This window comes from Aestuariivivens sediminicola (genome assembly GCF_022662015.1).
GTDB lineage: Bacteria > Bacteroidota > Bacteroidia > Flavobacteriales > Flavobacteriaceae > Aestuariivivens > Aestuariivivens sediminicola.
The window spans coordinates 143,278-158,533 of record NZ_JAKMCM010000002.1 but is presented as its reverse complement, the minus strand read 5'-3'; the positions used below and the strand labels follow the sequence as shown (position 1 = coordinate 158,533).

Sequence of the window (15,256 nt, the reverse complement as noted above, 5' to 3'; positions counted from 1 at the left end):
TTAGTGGGTGAGTTTTAATTATTAAAGGTATTCATTTAAAACATAAATTTCGATTATCCCTTCGTGGTAATCAAAATTAAGTGTTAGAAAAAAAAAGGCACTTCATAAAGTGCCTTTTTTTATTTAATATGCCTTAGATTATCGCACTATATCAATCAACCGTGCCATATAGGTAAATTTCATATCACGTGTTTTAAGTCCGTCTTCAACTGCCTTTTGCTGCGCATCGGTTAAATCCCCGCCAGGGCCTTCCTGATTGAGCGCCTTTTGCAAATTTTCGAACATATTAACTGTGATATGTGACGCATAGGTATCACTTCCATAAGGAACCATAAACCGGAACAGGCCCCAATAACCCTTTGATCCGTCATTGACCATTTCTTGATGCCATGGTTTGAAGACCTCCGTTTCTGCTTTTTCATAAGCGGAATACCCTCCCATATCTACTTTCATAAAATCGATGTAGGCTATGGTCCCTACATCCATACTAACATCACCTTCCGTCTGGTCTATACGCTCCATAAAAATCCGTACGGCCAAATCCCTTGCTTTTGCCGTGGCATTGAATTTTTTGTAGACATCATCTTCGGACATGTCCGGATAGGCTGCCTTAACATGCTTCATAAAATCACCTCCGGCATCAAACATTTTTTCTGCACTATTATACAAATTCACGGTGGCATATTGATAACCCTGATCTTCACCGCCTGGTAAAAGTTGCCATAAATCCCAACCAATAATTTCGCCCGCCTTAAGCCTTTCCTGGTGGATTTTCTTCCAGAATTGTTCGGTCTCCCAGTAGTCCATTTCCTGTTCGTTATCGACCTTCATCAACTCCATAACGACATACAAATTCTCCTGCGCTATGAGTGGCATAGCCAACAATACCGCGAATGCAATAATGATTAATTTTTTCATAAAATTAAATTTTTAGTTAGTGTAATTTGATTACCTAACAACCGTAAAAAAGTATAGTAGATTATCGCCAACAAACATGTTTAGGAAGAACCATAGATTTGTGTAAGGCAGTGGACACGAATTTTAAAGATACAACTTTTTTTTTGTAGAATATCCAAATTAAGACATGAAGCAACGCATTCAGTCGTCCCTTTTATTCAAATAGGCAATATTGCGCTTTAATCCCGAGTATTTGGTGCGTTTTACCGCAGATTTTTTAAATACCTTACGAAAGGTTTCTTCTGTTACCTCTTCCCAATCCTCTTTACTCATGGAAAGCAATTCCGGGTGTGGACTGAACAAAGGTTCCGCATGAGGTGTTGAAAAGCGATTCCACGGACACACATCCTGGCAGACATCACAACCAAACATCCAATCGTCCATCTTGCCTTTAAATTCAGATGGTATGTTGTCCTTTAATTCAATGGTCAGATAGGAAATGCATTTACTGCCATCTACCACATAGGGCTGGATAATGGCCTCTGTCGGGCAGGCATCGATGCAGGCCGTACAGGCACCACAATGGTCGGTAACGGGTGTATCGTATTCCAGTTCTAAATCTATAATCAATTCGGCTATAAAATAAAAAGACCCCACTTGCCGGGTCAATAAATTACTGTGTTTCCCTATCCATCCCAGGCCACTTCTCGCCGCCCATGCCTTATCCATAACAGGCGCAGAATCCACAAAGGCACGGCCATCGACCTCACCTATTTCCTCTCGAATGTAATGCAATAAATGGTTGAGTTTCTCCTTAATAACGAAATGATAATCGGTACCGAAGGCATATTTTGATAGTTTATAACTCTGGGTATTTTGTGTTTCCGAAGGATAATAATTAAGTAGTAAGGACACCACCGACTTTGAACCCTCTACTAATTTTGTGGGGTCTAAACGCTTATCAAAATGGTTTTCCATGTAATGCATTTCCCCATGCATGCCTTTTTTGAGCCAGTGTTCCAATCGCGGTGCTTCCTGTTCGAGGAATTCCGCTTTACTGATACCGCATGATAAAAATCCCAGACGTTTGGCTTCAGACTTAATGAGTTGGGTGTAGCTGGATTTTGGATTCATAATCTATGATATTCCAGAACATTTTCCAGACGCCAGAAGGAGTCAAAACAAGCCGCCCTGAATGTTACCTTTAATTCTCCCCAAGTGTTTGTAGGCCAGTTCGGTTACCTCTCTTCCACGAGGGGTGCGCATGATAAAACCCTGCTGAATCAGAAAGGGTTCGTAAACCTCTTCAATGGTTTCTGAGCTCTCACTAACGGCGGTGGCAATGGTGGTTATACCTACAGGTCCACCTTTAAATTTATCAATAATGGTAGACAGAATCTTGTTATCCATTTCATCCAAGCCATGAGCATCGACATTTAGGGCCTGCAAGGCAAATTTAGATATCGCAATATCAATATTCCCATTACCCTTAATTTGCGCAAAATCACGTACCCGTCTTAGCAGGGCATTCGCAATACGCGGGGTGCCACGGCTTCGTCCGGCAATCTCAATGGCGGCTTCCATCGAAATCGGAACATCTAAAATGTTGGCGCTCCGTTGAATAATCGTAGTCAACAAATCCGTGTTATAATACTGCAATCGACTTTGAATACCGAAACGCGCCCGCATAGGAGAGGTAAGCAAACCGGATCGTGTTGTCGCTCCAACTAAAGTAAAAGGATTCAAATTTATTTGAACGGTCCTGGCATTCGGACCTGTTTCAATCATAATATCTATTTTATAGTCCTCCATAGCCGAGTACAGATATTCCTCTACAATAGGACTTAACCGGTGGATTTCATCAATGAATAATACATCACGTTCTTCCAGATTGGTTAACAGCCCTGCCAGATCGCCAGGTTTGTCTAATACCGGGCCAGAGGTGACTTTAATTCCCACATTCAATTCATTAGCCAAAATATGCGCTAAGGTGGTTTTCCCCAATCCAGGAGGTCCATGGAATAAGGTATGGTCCAGGGCTTCAGTACGTAAATTAGCGGCCTCTACGAATACTTGAAGATTTTCCAATACTTGATCCTGGCCCGTAAAATCATCGAAAGACAAGGGTCTTAACCTTCTCTCGACATCCATGTCTTCAGTAGAAAAATTTTTATTTGTCGGATTTAAATTTTCGTTCATATTATAGATTCTCAGAAGATTCCGAATACCATAAAACCAATTTATTGTTATGACGCACTTAAAGAACAAATATAAAGAAAAAGCCTTTCCATTTAGAAAGGCTTCATCTTTTATGTATGATAATGTCTATTTTCTATTTTTAAGACCTAAAAGCTTAGTGCTGCAATTCCTCTTCGCCCTCTTTAAGCGGAATATTTTGCGGTACAAAATCGGTATCATGACCGGGTTTACTATAATCATAGGACCAGCGATGTACATGTGGAATCTCACCTTCCCAATTACCATGGAAATGTTTTATTGGTGCAGTCCATTCCAAGGTCGTAGATTTCCATGGGTTCTGTACGGTCTTCTTTCCAAAGAAAATACTTCCAAAGAAATTATAGAGATACACTATTTGAACGATTCCTCCAATTAATGCAAAAATCGTAATAATCACATTTACATTTGCCAGGTCATCGAACAAGGGGAAATTACTATTGGTGTAGTAGCGACGTGGTAAGCCAGCCATACCAATAAAATGCATAGGGAAAAACACCCCGTAGGCACAAACAGCTGTTATCCAAAAGTGTATATACCCCAAATTTTTGTTCAGCATTCTACCCCACATTTTTGGAAACCAATGGTATATACCTGCAAACATACCATACAATGCCGATATACCCATTACCAAATGGAAGTGAGCCACGACAAAATAGGTGTCATGCACATTAATATCCAATGCACTATCCCCTAATATAATCCCGGTAAGTCCACCCGTTATAAACGTTGATACAAAACCTATAGAGAACAACATTGCAGGATTCATCTGCAAATTCCCCTTCCAGAGGGTCGTAATCCAGTTAAAGGCCTTTACGGCTGAAGGAATAGCAATCAACAGGGTTGTAAATGTAAACACCGATCCTAAAAACGGATTCATTCCGGAAACGAACATGTGGTGTCCCCATACAATTGTCGACAGGAATGCAATAGCCAATATCGAGGCAATCATGGCTCGATATCCAAAAATCGGTTTTCGTGAATTCGTGGCCATTATCTCTGAAACCAGACCCATTGCGGGTAAGATAACAATGTAAACCTCGGGATGCCCCAGGAACCAAAACAAGTGTTCGAATAAGACCGGAGACCCCCCTTGGTAGTGCAGAACTTCTCCCTGAATAAAGATATCGGACAGAAAAAATGAGGTTCCGAAACTTCTATCCATAATCAACAAAAGCGCAGCTGACAATAACACCGGGAAAGAGACCACACCAATGATGGCCGTAATGAAAAATGCCCAGATCGTTAATGGTAAACGTGTCATAGACATCCCCTTGGTACGCAGGTTGATTACCGTTACAATATAGTTAAGCGATCCCAATAGAGATGATGCAATAAATATGGCCATTGATACCAACCACAGCGTCATTCCCATTCCGGATCCAGATTGCGCCAATGGTAATGCACTGAGCGGAGGATAAATAGTCCATCCTGCTGCTGCCGGACCTGCCTCAACAAATAAAGAGAGTACCATAAAGACACTGGAAAGGAAAAACAACCAATACGACACCATATTAAGGAATCCGGATGCCATATCGCGTGCACCTATCTGCAATGGAATTAAAAGGTTACTAAAGGTACCACTTAAACCTGCTGTTAAAACAAAGAACACCATGATCGTTCCATGAATGGTAACCAAGGCCAGGTAGATGTCTGCATCCATTACACCCTCGGGTGCCCATTTCCCTAAAAGGGCTTCAAAAATGGCATTGGGTTGTTCCGGCCATGCAATCTGCATACGAAACAATAATGACATAATTACACCAATAACGCCCATAATGGTACCTGTAATCAGATACTGCTTGGCAATCATCTTATGGTCTTGACTAAATATATATTTAGTTACAAAAGTTTCCTTATGATGATGTCCATGATCGTCGTGAGCGTGAGTATCTTCGTGTGCTGACATAATCTTATATCGTTTTAATCTTTTTAATTAATTAGAGAGTTTTTAAATTCCTTTTGCTCTTTGATCCAAGCGTCGTATTCCTCCTGAGTTTCTACTATTATTTTCATCTGCATATTATAATGCGACTTTCCACAAATCTTATTACAAAGAAGCAAATAGTCAAACTCATAACGCTCTAAGGGTTCTTCCCCTTTGGCAATCAGATCTTTGCTGTTTTCTACTCTTATTCTATTAATATTAGCAACTTTATCTTTTATTTCCTGAGTTTGACGCATCTCTGCTGTGGTAACCGTTGGTGTGAACCCAAACTGGGTTATCATCCCTGGAACACAGTTCATCTGAGCCCTAAAATGAGGCATGTAGGCCGAGTGCAATACATCCTGTGAACGCATTTTAAATAATACGGGGCGTCCAACGGGTAAATGCAACTCAGTGGTAATGATATCGTCCTGAGCATGTGGGTCAGATTCATCTAATCCTAGTATGTTCGCGCGATCTATATCTATTAATCGCACATTAGATTTACCTAAGGTATTATCGGCTCCACCATATCTGGCCTTCCAGTTAAATTGTTGGGCATAAAGTTCAATGACCAATGGATCTTCACTTTCATCAATACCCATAATGTTAATCCATGTATTTAATCCGTAAATGATAAGTCCGGCTAATACAATTACAGGAATAATGGTCCAAATAGCTTCTAATTTATTGTTGTCTGCAAAAAACAAGGCTTTTTTCCCTTTCTCCCCTTTGTATTTAAAAGCAAAGTAATGTAACAGATACTGTGTCACTGTTTGAACGATAAAAATAATGACCAACGACACAATCATAAGGTTATCAATCGTAGGCCCATGCTCTGAGGCGGAGTTGGACAATAAAGGTAGATCCCCGTATTTAACAAGGCAGACAATCGTGATGATGTAGATGAATGCCAGGAAACCCATCATTAAATACCCGTTCATGGTATTGTCCTTGTCAGTGGCTACTCCGGGAGTGGATGTTTCTGTTTTAGCTTGTGCTAAATCAAAAATCTTTACCATTTGCCAAATGGCAATTAAAATAAAAACTAAAACTATTAGTGTTAATAAAGTAGTCATTGTTATCGCTCTTCTTTATTTAAATCTTTATTAATTAATAATGAAATTCTTCGCTTTCCTTTTTAAAAGGATATCTTTTAACCAACAATGGTGCTTTCGTTAGTGCAGTAAACACGACAAAAATGAACAACCCAGCGAAAAGTAAAATGGAACTTATTTCAGGAATTCCAATAAACCATCTATCACCAACAGTAGCAGGCATGATCATATTAAAGATGTCTATATAATGCCCGAGCAAAATCACTAATCCGGTTAATACAACAAACCATGGAATACGCTTGTAATCCGCATTCATTAACATCAATATCGGAAACACAAAGTTTAACACAACCATACCCAGGAATGGTAACTTGTAATCATTAAAACGAGACACAAAATATGTTACCTCTTCCGGAATATTTGAGTACCATATCAGCATAAATTGTGAGAACCACAAATAGGTCCAGAATATACTCATGGCAAACATAAACTTGGCCACATCGTGTAAATGGTTCTCATTAACAAACTCTAGATACCCCCTGGATTTCAAGTAGATCGACATTAAAGCAATAACCGTGATCCCACTTACAAACATACTTGCAAATACATACCATCCAAATAATGTTGAGAACCAGTGTGGATCGACGCTCATAATCCAATCCCAAGACATCATTGACTCGGTGTAAATAAAGAACACTAAAAATCCGGCTGACCATCGAAAGGCCTTTTTAAAGTTACTGTTATCTTCGGCCGTATCCTGAGCAATTGAGTATTTTCGAGAAATATATCTGTAGAAACTCCAGCCTCCAATAAAGATTAATGCTCGAATTACAAATCCTGTTAAATTTAACCATCCCGCTTTTCCCTGTATTAATTTATCGTGTGCTACGACATCAGGATCCATCCAAATGAATAAATTATAATGCCCAATTGTTCCTGAAGCAACAGCAATTATAACGACGATTAAAGCCCCAGGTAAAAGGTAAGCAGTGATAGCTTCCATTACGCGGAACAACACAGGAGACCATCCTGCCTGTGAGGCAATCTGTATGGCATAAAAGGCTAAAACTCCTAAAGCAATCATCATAAAGAAGAATGCAGCCACATAAATGGCAGCCCATGGTCTGTTCGCAATCTGATGCTGTACATGTTCTACATGTTCCTGGTGTGCATTTCCTTCGGCGTGAATCTCCTGGCCATGATCATCTTGAGCAGCATGGGCATCTTTCGAAGATTCAGAATGCGCAGCTTCTTCGGCATGACCTCCACCATGATGCGCCTCTTCGGTAGCTAACAAATGTTCTACTTCTTCAAAAGATTTATGAGATGTCATAAAACCATATCCAACACCTAACAACCCTAAAACCATTAGAATGATAGAAAATGTCTTTAATTTATTTGAAAATGTGTACATATCTAAATAATCTTATCTTCTTACTTTTCTAAATCTGCTTTCAACTTCATGACGTAGGATACAACTTGCCAACGCTCTTCTTCATTCAACTGATTGGCGTAACTCCCCATGGCATTCTTACCATAATAAATCACATGGTATGTACTTCCCTCATTAATAGCACGCCCGGCGTCGTCATAACTGGGAATCCCCAATATTTTTTCACGCTTGACCAGGTTCCCTTGCCCATCGCCTTTATTTCCATGACAAATACCACAATAGATATCATAAAGTTCTTTTCCCCGTGCCAAATCTACTTGAGTTGAATCCAAGGGGTTTGATAGAGTTGCCTTGGCCAGGTCATAACCCTCAGTTGAATTTTCAATTTCGAAAGGCATATGTCCTCGAGGCACCGATCCCTGAGCAGGCAGTTGCGCCTCAATACCATTTCGAAAAGCAGCTTCACCGTAAGTTTCATAACCTACCGGCTCATACATATTGGGCATGAACTGATAATTTGGTGCAGTATCTTTTTTACACGATACAGCCGTTAAAATGACTGTTATTGCTAATATGTTAATTAAGCTTCTCATCTGTCTTATTAATGCGCTTTATCAATTAAATTTATTTCTACAGCTCCTGTTTTCTTCAGCAGATCTGTAAGGTCTTTTTCATTTCCATGCACCGCAACCTCCATCAAGAAATGATCGTCAGTCGTTCTTGGATCAGGATTTTCAGCTTTTTTAAAGGGCCACATTTTACTGCGCAGATAAAAGGTGATAACCATTAAGTGGGCAGCAAAAAATACCGTTAATTCAAACATAATGGGTACAAAAGCCGGCATGTTCTCCAAATAACTAAAACTTGGTTTACCTCCAATGTTTTGTGGCCAGTCATCAATCATAATATAATTCATCATGACGATAGCTACAGTTAATCCCACAAGACCATACATAAATGATGTTATGGCAATTCGAGTTGGTGCCAAACCCATAGCTTTATCCAATCCATGAACTGGAAATGGTGTGTATATTTCTTCAATATGGTGTCGCTCTGCCTTAACCTTTTTCACGGCAGACATCAAGATATCGTCATCCGTATAAATAGCGTGTATTACTTTTGAAGCTTCCATATACTGCCTTAATTTTTTGTTTGGTTATTACTTCCAGAAGTTCTTTCATCTGCTCCGGCGCCCACAAGGCTCTTACCTGCTTCCCTCAATTTTTTATAGCGTTCGCCCGAGGATTTTAAAATGGTCTTTACCTCAGCCTGAGCAATTACAGGGAATGTTCTAGAATACAACAGGAACAATAAAAAGAAAAATCCTATAGTTCCAATAAAAATACCTATATCTACAAAAGTTGGTGAAAACATGGTCCAGGAAGAGGGTAAATAATCTCTGTGCAAGGACGTCACAATGATGACAAAACGCTCAAACCACATACCAATATTTACAACAATGGAAATTATAAATGAGAACATGATACTGGTTCTTAATTTCTTAAACCACATGAACTGCGGAGAGAACACGTTGCAGGTCATCATGGCCCAATACGCCCACCAATAAGGTCCTGTTGCCCTGTTTAGAAAAGCATATTGCTCATACTCCACACCCGAATACCAGGCAATGAATAATTCCGTAATATAGGCCACACCGACAATAGATCCTGTAATCATAATAACGATGTTCATCAATTCGATATGCTGAACGGTTATGTAATCTTCAAGATCGCAAACTTTACGCATAATGATCAACAAGGTGTTTACCATGGCAAACCCCGAGAATACCGCACCAGCAACAAAATAAGGAGGAAAGATCGTGGTGTGCCAACCAGGGATTACAGAGGTGGCAAAGTCAAAGGATACAATCGTATGAACCGAAAGTACCAAAGGTGTCGCTAATCCCGCAAGCACTAAGGATACCTCTTCAAATCGCTGCCAATCCTTCGCCCGTCCGGACCACCCAAAACTGAGGAGTGAATATATTTTCTTTTGAAAAGGTTTTACAGCTCTATCGCGAATCATTGCAAAATCTGGCAAAAGTCCGGTCCACCAAAATACAAGTGATACCGATAAATAAGTTGAGATGGCAAATACGTCCCAAAGGAGAGGTGAATTGAAATTTACCCAAAGCGATCCAAATTGGTTTGGAATAGGTAACACCCAATAGCCTAACCATGGACGACCCATGTGAATGATTGGGAACAAACCTGCTTGTATTACCGAGAAGATGGTCATTGCCTCTGCAGAGCGGTTAATCGCCATTCTCCATTTCTGACGGAATAACAAGAGTACGGCAGAAATAAGCGTACCTGCATGACCAATACCCACCCACCAGACAAAGTTTGTTATATCCCAAGCCCAGCCGACGGTTTTATTTAAACCCCAAGTTCCAATACCTGTAGATATCGTATAAATGATACATCCAATTCCCCAAAGAAAAGCTGCCAGTGAAATGCCAAAAACTATCCACCAATGTTTATTCGCTTTTCCTTCTACAGGTTTTGCCACATCCACAGTCACATCGTGGTATGATTTTTCTCCTGCAACTAAAGGTCTTCTAATAGGTGCTTCGTAATGAGACGCCATAATTATATAATTGATTCTTTAATTAGATTTATGCTTCTGTCGTATTTCTCACTTTCGTCTGATACATCACATTAGGCTTCGTTCCTACATGTTCTAACAAGTGATACATACGGTTATCCTCTTTTAGTTTTGCAACTTGACTCTCTTTATCGTTAATGTCTCCAAACACCATAGCTCCATTGCCACAGGCTGCCGAACAAGCTGTCTGAAATTCGCCATCTTTAATTTCCCGTCCATCGCGTTTTGCATCCAAAATGGTCTTTTGGGTTTTTTGAATACACATCGAACATTTTTCCATTACCCCACGGGAACGCACCACAACATCAGGATTTAAGACCATGCGTCCTAAATCATCATTCATATGATAATCAAATTCATCGTTATTGCTATATAGGAACCAGTTAAAACGGCGCACTTTATAAGGGCAGTTGTTTGCGCAATATCGCGTTCCGACACAGCGGTTATAGGCCATGTGATTCTGACCCTGACGTCCGTGTGAGGTTGCCGCTACCGGACACACTGTCTCGCATGGTGCATGGTTACAATGCTGACACATTACCGGCTGGAATGCTACCTGTGGGTTTTCAGAAGCACCTTCCATTTCATTGAACTCACTTAAGGAGCTTCCTAAACCGGAAATACCCTCTTTTTTGGCATTATCGCCTTCAAATGAATCCTCAGAGGAATAATATCTATCGATGCGCAACCAATGCATATCTCTACTGCGACGTACTTCAGTCTTTCCAACGACTGGTACATTATTCTCTGAATGACAAGCTATAACGCAGGCTCCACATCCTGTACAGGCATTCAAGTCAATTGATAAATTAAAGTGATGCCCGATGGAACGATCAAATTCATCCCATAGATCTACCTCCGGAGAGGTGACGGGTGTTTCTTTATGATTTAAGGATACCACCGGAACGGCATTCCAATGTTCCTTATCTTTTGTATTAAAAATTTCCAGAGTCGTTTCCTTAACAATATCACCACGTCCCATCAATGTATTGTGCAGCTGTACACATGCAAACTCATGCTCACCTGCCACAGGCTCAATTGAAACCGACTGCACATTATTAAAATCGCGATAAAGCATAAAAGCATTGACACCGGTCTGCATTTCAGCTTTTAAACCTTTAGTTTTACCATAACCAAATGCCAATCCAACAGATCCCTTGGCTTGACCAGGCTGAATAATAACCGGTGCTGTCAGACTCACATCATTGACGGTAATCTTAGCATAATTACTATTAAGTGCACCATTCGCAACATAGGTATTCACAAGACCTAAAGCATCAGCATCGGCTTTTGAAACGGTCAAATAGTTATCCCATGCTGTCCTTGTAATTGGGTCCGGGAATTCTTGTAACCATGGATTATTGGCCTGCTGGCCATCGCCCATTCCGATTTTGGTGTATAAGGTAAGTTCTAATCCGTTAGCAGAACTCACTGAAGCAGCCAATGCCTGAGCAGCATTTCCTGAACTGGTTTCTTCGGATGGCTCCTCTGATTCATTGGATTCTACTGACTCCTCTGATTCCAAATTCATCTGACCAACATAAACACCATCGTGAAGGGCTTTCTTAAATGAGTTCTCACCTAATATAGAATCCGTCCAGGCCCCTTTTATATAATCGTGATAACTGGTGTCATTTCCCATCCATTTTAGAAGGGCCTCCTGGAATTGTCTTGTATTAAACAAAGGACGAATCGTAGGTTGCATCAATGCATAGTGGCCTTTCTTCATTTCAACATCACCCCAGGACTCCAGATAATGTGGCGCTGCAGCTATATATTGTGCTTCAGAAGCCGTTTCATCCTCCTTCATTGAAAATGCAACTGACAAACTCACATTCTTCAGGCCTTCAATAAAATCAGCAGCATTCGGCAAACTATATGCCGGATTGACACCGCACATGATGAGGGCTCCAACCTTGCCGGATTTCATATCAGCCACCAACTGCGCAACATCTTTGTCGTTACCCTGTCTCGTCTTTATAGGGGTTTTGGGGTCAAAAGCCTTACTTGCCAGGGCCTCATTGATCTCAAATACCACTGTTTGGGCATTTGTATCCTGTATACCTGTCACCACAACGCCTTTGCTACCTGCTTTCTTCAGTTCGGATGCCGCACTTTCAACTGCTGATACTATGGCTTCCGGTAAGTCCACGGTCACATTACTCCCCGTAATTAAGCTATGTAATTTAGCAAGGGCTAACTTTTGCTGCGATGGTGTTACTGGAATGCGCTTATCAGCATTGGCTCCTGTTAGTGATAAATTAGATTCAATCTGGATATGTCTTGACATTTTTCCATGGTCCGGTACTCTGTTTTTCGCATATCCGGCATCAAAACCACCCCCTTGCCAATCCCCGAGGAAATCGGCACCAACCGATACAATCGTCATGGCCTCAGAGAAATCGTAATTTGCCAAAGCACGCTCACCGTAGGTGTTCTGATATGCATTTAATGCAGCAGACTCGGATACGGCATCGTAAACAACATGCCTGACAGTACCATATTTTTCCTTGAATTCCGAAATTAATTTTGCCGTTGAAGGACTGGCAAATGTTTGTGTCAATAATACAATCCCTTTCCCATCTTCACTGAGTTTTGTCAAGGCATTAATGACCTCATCATCCAACTGACTCCAGGAAATAGACGCACCATTCTTTTTTGGACTTTGAACTCTTAAGCTATCATATAAACCTAAAACTGAAGCATTCACTCTGGCATTCGCGTGACCATTGACAACGGCCATTGTATTGTTTTCAATTTTAATGGGTCGTCCTTCTCGTGTTTTAACCAAAACACTGGCAAAATCAAATCCATCAGCAATAGTGGTTGCGTAATAGTTAGCAACACCCGGAATAATTTCGGTAGGTTGCACCACATAGGGAATCGACTTTTTTACGGGACCTTCACATGCCGCTAACGAAGCAGCAGCAGTACTAAACCCTACATATTTTAAGAAATCGCGTCTGGTTGTAGAAGCAGACTCCAAGGTTGATTTATCGCCTAAAAATTCATCGGTCGGAATTTCTTCTACAAACTCATTCTGTTTTAGCGCCTCAACAATAGAACTATTTTCGTTTAGCTCCTCAACACTTTTCCAGTATTTCTTGTTTGATGACATATTATATAATTGAATTACTTCTTATTTTTTAATCTTGAACCTTTACTTCGCTCTAAAAAAAGACAAAGCGACACCATTTAATAGTGGCATTTACCACATTCCAATCCACCCATTTGAGCGGCCGTTAAATTTTCCACACCATATTTTTTCGAAAGTTCCTCATGAATCTTTTCATAATAGGCATTATCCGCAACATTCACATTGGTCTCTCGGTGACAATTAATACACCATCCCATAGTAAGTGATGCATCCTGATATAGAATTTCCATTTCCTCAACCGGACCATGACAGGTTTGACATTCAACACCCGCCACCGAAACGTGCTGGGAGTGATTAAAGTAAACAAAGTCAGGTAAATTATGAATACGCACCCATTTTACAGGTTGGGATTCCCCCGTATATTTTTGGTCGGCATCACTCCAACCCGCTGCGGCATATAATTTTTGAATCTCACCATCATAGAATTCTTTAGAATATTCCGGAGAGGTCTCTCCTTTATATTCATAAATAGATTTATGACAATTCATACATATATTTAAGGAAGGTATTCCTGAGCTCTTACTCACCCGTGCTGAGGAATGACAATATTTACAATCTATACCATTATCTCCGGCATGAATTTTATGTGAAAAGTGAATGGGTTGTACTGGTTGGTAGCCTTGATCTATCCCAATCTGCATGAGATAACCATAAACGTAATAGGCACTGGCCAACAAGAAGAAAATAGAAACCACCAACATTAAGAATTGGTTTTGAACAAATGCTTTCCAAAGTGGCGTTCTTTGCGCTTCTTCCGGTAAGGTAATATTCTGGGCCTCAGCAAAACGACGAAGTGTTTTGTTAACTAGATACAATCCTAGTGCCAGCAACATGAAGAGAATTGCGATAGCGCCTAGAATGATTTCGTTTGAAATACCTCCTGAAGCTGCAGTAGTCTGAGCAGCCACCTCCGCACCTGCAGGGGCAGTCGGCGCCGCCTTTTCCTGAGCCGTATAGGCTAAAATATTATTAAGGTCTTCATCCGTAAGCTGTGGAAAGGCAGTCATTGCAGCACCTCCATATTCGTTATACACTTTGTTGGCATAAGCATCTCCGGATTTTATAACTGCAGCACTATTCCTTATCCAAGCATAAAGCCACTCCCGATCCAATCCTTGCTCATCCATCAAACGCTGCTCTACATTTCGCAAAGCAGGACCGGTCATCTTCTTATCTAACTGGTGACAGGCCGCACAATTGGCATTAAACAAAGATTTTCCCTTGGCTGGATCCCCTTCTTGGGCTGAAAGTGATGTTGTAAAGGCTAATAAAACAATGAATCCAAAACGAAGTAAGCAATGGCTTATTTTACGGTAATTTACCTGTATCATATTTTTAGTTAAATTAACTTCTAAACTTTGGTACGATTTTTTCAATAATCAGCTCTAAAAACCCAATTGAAAAAATCTCTCGCAAAAGTAACATATATAGTCGATTTTAGAAATGTTAGCGAACTGTTAATTGCTAATTTAGAAAGCTTCTAAATAATAAAAAGTCTGCATTTCGATTATTATCGTATACCTTTGTAAAAATTATCTTATCCTATGAAATTGTTTCCTATTAAAACTTCGTTCTGTCTGACTCTTTTATGTTTTTTCGCTCTGAACAACACCAATGCCCAGGAAGGCCAGGTGATTTTAAATCAAGATAGAGCTATTGCCGAATTGTTGGATTTGAAAAAAGAAATGAACAAGGATAGCAACGAATATTACAAAATTCAAATTTATTCGGGTGACAGAACAGGTGCGCAAGAGGCACAAAAGGAATTTCATTTGGCTTTTGAAAATTGGAAATCACGTCTGGAATATGAATCTCCTAATTTTAAAATTTGGGTCGGCAATTATAGAATTAAAATAGAAGCTGATCGGGCTTTAAGACAAATAAAACAGAAATTTCCCGGTTCTTTTATTTTCAAGCCAAAGAAAAAATCCTGAGAACTTGTTTCTTCATTGTCGCATATAATTTTATCCCTAATTCAAATC

At 40.2% G+C, this 15,256-nt stretch carries 12 protein-coding genes; 1 reads left to right on the top strand and 11 read right to left on the bottom strand.

Annotated features, from left to right (window positions below; translation table 11 throughout):
- Nucleotides 1–138 precede the first annotated feature (138 nt).
- The 11 genes from MR041_RS05650 to MR041_RS05600 all read right to left on the bottom strand — a co-directional run bounded on the left by MR041_RS05650 (nt 139) and on the right by MR041_RS05600 (nt 14,605).
- On the bottom strand, nt 139–918 hold the full coding sequence (locus MR041_RS05650) for a hypothetical protein (RefSeq protein ID WP_242092629.1): 780 nt from the start codon (nt 916–918) through the stop codon (nt 139–141).
- Nucleotides 919–1,098: 180 nt separating this feature from the next.
- Nucleotides 1,099–2,031, bottom strand: a complete 933-nt coding sequence (gene queG / locus MR041_RS05645) for a tRNA epoxyqueuosine(34) reductase QueG (RefSeq protein WP_242092628.1) — start codon at nt 2,029–2,031, stop codon at nt 1,099–1,101.
- Between the two features lie 42 nt (nt 2,032–2,073).
- A complete protein-coding gene (gene ruvB / locus MR041_RS05640) occupies nt 2,074–3,096 on the bottom strand; it encodes a Holliday junction branch migration DNA helicase RuvB (protein WP_242092627.1) in 1,023 nt (340 codons plus the stop codon).
- A gap of 154 nt (nt 3,097–3,250) precedes the next feature.
- Complete coding sequence (locus tag MR041_RS05635; RefSeq protein WP_242092626.1) at nt 3,251–5,041, bottom strand: cytochrome c oxidase subunit I; 1,791 nt, start codon at nt 5,039–5,041, stop codon at nt 3,251–3,253.
- A gap of 23 nt (nt 5,042–5,064) precedes the next feature.
- Complete coding sequence (locus tag MR041_RS05630) at nt 5,065–6,138, bottom strand: cytochrome c oxidase subunit II (protein WP_242092625.1); 1,074 nt, start codon at nt 6,136–6,138, stop codon at nt 5,065–5,067.
- A 34-nt stretch (nt 6,139–6,172) separates the two neighbouring features.
- The gene (locus MR041_RS05625) at nt 6,173–7,531 is read right to left on the bottom strand and encodes a quinol:cytochrome C oxidoreductase (RefSeq protein ID WP_242092624.1); all 1,359 of its coding nucleotides are present in this window, start codon (nt 7,529–7,531) and stop codon (nt 6,173–6,175) included.
- A gap of 20 nt (nt 7,532–7,551) precedes the next feature.
- Nucleotides 7,552–8,103, bottom strand: a complete 552-nt coding sequence (locus tag MR041_RS05620; RefSeq protein WP_242092623.1) for a c-type cytochrome — start codon at nt 8,101–8,103, stop codon at nt 7,552–7,554.
- An 8-nt stretch (nt 8,104–8,111) separates the two neighbouring features.
- On the bottom strand, nt 8,112–8,642 hold the full coding sequence (locus tag MR041_RS05615) for a DUF3341 domain-containing protein (protein ID WP_242092622.1): 531 nt from the start codon (nt 8,640–8,642) through the stop codon (nt 8,112–8,114).
- Between the two features lie 8 nt (nt 8,643–8,650).
- Nucleotides 8,651–10,099 (bottom strand): NrfD/PsrC family molybdoenzyme membrane anchor subunit, encoded by a 1,449-nt coding sequence (nrfD, locus tag MR041_RS05610; protein WP_242092621.1) that lies wholly within the window; start codon nt 10,097–10,099, stop codon nt 8,651–8,653.
- Nucleotides 10,100–10,127: 28 nt separating this feature from the next.
- Complete coding sequence (locus MR041_RS05605; protein ID WP_242092620.1) at nt 10,128–13,235, bottom strand: TAT-variant-translocated molybdopterin oxidoreductase; 3,108 nt, start codon at nt 13,233–13,235, stop codon at nt 10,128–10,130.
- Between the two features lie 77 nt (nt 13,236–13,312).
- On the bottom strand, nt 13,313–14,605 hold the full coding sequence (locus MR041_RS05600; protein ID WP_242092619.1) for a cytochrome c3 family protein: 1,293 nt from the start codon (nt 14,603–14,605) through the stop codon (nt 13,313–13,315).
- Between the two features lie 213 nt (nt 14,606–14,818).
- On the opposite strand from MR041_RS05600, the gene MR041_RS05595 reads away from it, so the two are divergent.
- Nucleotides 14,819–15,208 (top strand): SPOR domain-containing protein, encoded by a 390-nt coding sequence (locus tag MR041_RS05595; RefSeq protein WP_242092618.1) that lies wholly within the window; start codon nt 14,819–14,821, stop codon nt 15,206–15,208.
- Nucleotides 15,209–15,256 lie beyond the last annotated feature (48 nt).

Excerpts from the sequence above, each read along its gene's own strand:
- MR041_RS05650 (WP_242092629.1), bottom strand. The coding sequence starts at position 918 with ATGAAAAAATTAATCATTATTGCATTCGCGGTATTGTTGGCTATGCCA.
- MR041_RS05620 (WP_242092623.1), bottom strand. The coding sequence starts at position 8,103 with ATGAGAAGCTTAATTAACATATTAGCAATAACAGTCATTTTAACGGCT.
- MR041_RS05630 (WP_242092625.1), bottom strand. The coding sequence starts at position 6,138 with ATGACTACTTTATTAACACTAATAGTTTTAGTTTTTATTTTAATTGCC.
- MR041_RS05615 (WP_242092622.1), bottom strand. The coding sequence starts at position 8,642 with ATGGAAGCTTCAAAAGTAATACACGCTATTTATACGGATGACGATATC.
- MR041_RS05625 (WP_242092624.1), bottom strand. The coding sequence starts at position 7,531 with ATGTACACATTTTCAAATAAATTAAAGACATTTTCTATCATTCTAATG.
- ruvB (WP_242092627.1), bottom strand. The coding sequence starts at position 3,096 with ATGAACGAAAATTTAAATCCGACAAATAAAAATTTTTCTACTGAAGAC.
- MR041_RS05635 (WP_242092626.1), bottom strand. The coding sequence starts at position 5,041 with ATGTCAGCACACGAAGATACTCACGCTCACGACGATCATGGACATCAT.
- MR041_RS05595 (WP_242092618.1), top strand. The coding sequence starts at position 14,819 with ATGAAATTGTTTCCTATTAAAACTTCGTTCTGTCTGACTCTTTTATGT.
- queG (WP_242092628.1), bottom strand. The coding sequence starts at position 2,031 with ATGAATCCAAAATCCAGCTACACCCAACTCATTAAGTCTGAAGCCAAA.
- MR041_RS05600 (WP_242092619.1), bottom strand. The coding sequence starts at position 14,605 with ATGATACAGGTAAATTACCGTAAAATAAGCCATTGCTTACTTCGTTTT.
- MR041_RS05605 (WP_242092620.1), bottom strand. The coding sequence starts at position 13,235 with ATGTCATCAAACAAGAAATACTGGAAAAGTGTTGAGGAGCTAAACGAA.
- nrfD (WP_242092621.1), bottom strand. The coding sequence starts at position 10,099 with ATGGCGTCTCATTACGAAGCACCTATTAGAAGACCTTTAGTTGCAGGA.